3 protein-coding genes are annotated in these 2,441 nt (G+C 52.4%); 2 read left to right on the forward strand and 1 reads right to left on the reverse strand.

The annotated features are described in order from the left end of the window. Positions 1 to 350, reverse strand: a 350-nt coding sequence (locus tag AAAC48_RS27895; RefSeq protein WP_340657309.1) for an HWE histidine kinase domain-containing protein, incomplete at its 3' end; no start/stop codon positions are given. A gap of 697 nt (positions 351 to 1,047) precedes the next feature. On the opposite strand from AAAC48_RS27895, the gene AAAC48_RS27900 reads away from it, so the two are divergent. Together AAAC48_RS27900 and AAAC48_RS27905 are read left to right on the forward strand one after the other, a co-directional pair. After that, on the forward strand, positions 1,048 to 1,536 hold the full coding sequence (locus AAAC48_RS27900; protein ID WP_340657310.1) for a hypothetical protein: 489 nt from the start codon (positions 1,048 to 1,050) through the stop codon (positions 1,534 to 1,536). Between the two features lie 128 nt (positions 1,537 to 1,664). After that, complete coding sequence (locus AAAC48_RS27905; RefSeq protein ID WP_340657311.1) at positions 1,665 to 2,129, forward strand: hypothetical protein; 465 nt, start codon at positions 1,665 to 1,667, stop codon at positions 2,127 to 2,129. Positions 2,130 to 2,441: the final 312 nt, after the last annotated feature.

The raw sequence follows: 2,441 nt of genomic DNA on the forward strand, positions 1-2,441 counted from the left end.
CGGATATCAATACGTCCGCTAAGCGTGGACAGGCCGCCATATTTGGCGGCATTCGTCGCGAATTCATAAAGCAAAAGCGACAGAGGTATGATCGTGTTTCCCCTCACTGGCACATCGCTCCCCTTGATTTCAAAGCGGGCTGCCGTGCCATTCGTGTCGCCGTCATAGGGCGCCAGGATCGTCTGGATAGTGGCATGCAGCGTCGTTGCAGGCTGGTTGTCTTTTCTATTGGCCGAGATGGTCAGCGCGTCGGCTCGGGCGAGCGCGTCGAGACGATTCCTGACCGTGGGCGCAAGTGTCGGAGCTGAATCGGCCGATTGAGCGCTCAGGCCCACGATGCTGTTCGTCACCGCAAACAGATTCCTGATCCGGTGATTCATTTCCCTAAGCAGGAGCTCCTACTTTTCCTGTGCTCGGCGCCGATCGGTAATATCGCGGGCAATCTTTGAGACACCGATGATCATGTCGTGCGCGTCTATAATGGGCGAGACCGTGAGCCAAATGTCGACAAGGCTTCCGCTTTCGTCGGCGAACGGTTTCGTAATGATTGTATGTTCGCCGTCGCGGATCCTCCCGAGGATGATCGGTTCCTCATCGTTTCGGTCGGCTGGGATTAGGATCTTCCCGCGCTTCGCGATGATCCAATCGGCTGGGGTTGTCGGATATCGTGGACTTAAAAGGGTTATTGGTGGAGCTGTCTGCAGCAGATTGACCGCAAACAGCAATCAACGCCGTCATCTAGCCATGCGAATATTGATGATTGTCAATTCAGTTTGCGATGGTTGAAATAGAGACGTTCAAGACTGATGTCGAAAAGTCGTCAGTGAAGACAAGCTCGTTTTTTAAGGATATGCGTGCCTTGTATTCAAGATGTACAGTGAATTATCAAGTGTTCCAAAACTGTCTCCTGCGGAGGCACTGCAAGTGTTAGCGGCGAAGCTCAAAAGCAAAGCCGAAAACGCGTAATTTAATTGATGTCCTCGGCATGACGTTAGTCTCATTGAAGTAATTAGAGTTTAGAGTGCAAGCACCTAAAAGGTTAATTACGTGCACGATCCGGATGAGGTATCTTCCGGTTCAGGGGCAACGGGGCTTGCAATGATCTTTACCACTGGCGGACTGAAACTTCATTTCTATGTTACATCGCCGCTGTCGATGAGCGGCTTGGCTGGCAATGAATATACGCGATTTAGGACAGAAATTGTTCCGCACGCGGATGACTGGCGCAGCGATAGCCTGAAAGGCTGTCCTGCGGAGGTCCAACTAACGATTGTGGTAGCGGGAAGGACCGCTGACTTCGGTACTATCAACACCAAACATGCGAAGGTTGACGTCGAAATTCGGCTGACGACATTTGAGCAGCTGCAAGTCTTGAGGTCGTACAACCAAACAAACCCAATCGCTATGGAAGCTACCTTCTACGACCTGGACAAAGAGGTCGGCAGAGTCTCCGTGTACACGTTCAAGTTTCCGGTTCTGCCAATCGAACAAGCGGAAGTGGGATGGGTGCGAAAAATTCTTGGGTCTTTAAAATAATCCACGGGTTGGGCTGAGTGTCGCACTTGGGTCCGTTAGCAGCATCATTTCCTAAAAGCTGCGCACGGACTGCTCGATTGATGTCGCCATCCTCGCGGTGGAAGCTGAGTCCATATGGCCGTCACCTCATGAATAAAGAAGGCGATAATCATCAGTCCGATGATCATGGCATTGATTTCGAAAACATCGCCGCCAGCAATGGAACACCGACCTCTGCGAACATCAGGAGATGGATCAACGACCCTTCCTGGCGTCGTTTCGATGTGCGAAGCACGATGGCAGTCAGCAAATCGGGTAGTCAGCCAGATCGGCAGAATAAAATACATCAAGATGAGAACCGTCGGAATGCCTGCCTCATTCGCGGCTGCGACGATTGGCAACCGGAGCTGCTTCGACGGTCTGCTTGCCCTTTGGGCCGCATTGAATTTCCTGCCTCTGTCGTGCGGCCACTGACGCTGCAAAAACTCAAATGCATCCTCGACCGATGCAACCGTCAACGCTTGGCCAGCTTGGTGTGCGTCCATGTTCACGGAACGAAGTTTTGGGCATTGCCACAACGCAATCAGCGGCCAGGAGCTCCGGTACATCTATAACCCCGCGGGTAACGTGACACTTCTTCGCCCCCGATGAACGTTCTCGCGCAAAACGGCCAGGTCCATCGCCGGGTGCGATGCGGGGCTTGGGTTTTGTAGTGCGCCGCGAACAGCGTCTCCAAGTAGTCAGATCGCCGTCAGCAAGCGCCAGGATTTAGTACCATCTCCCGCGGCCATACCAGCCGCCCTCCAAGCAATAAAATAATAAGGAGGATAATCAGAAGCGTGGTGAAATCCATGATAGGCCTCCACTATAAAGGACCAACTTATTGTCTGTCAGTTCAAACAACGAGGTAAGGGGTTCAATTGTTC

Origin of the sequence: Phyllobacterium sp. (genome assembly GCF_037994405.1) — a bacterium.
GTDB lineage: Bacteria > Pseudomonadota > Alphaproteobacteria > Rhizobiales > Rhizobiaceae > Phyllobacterium.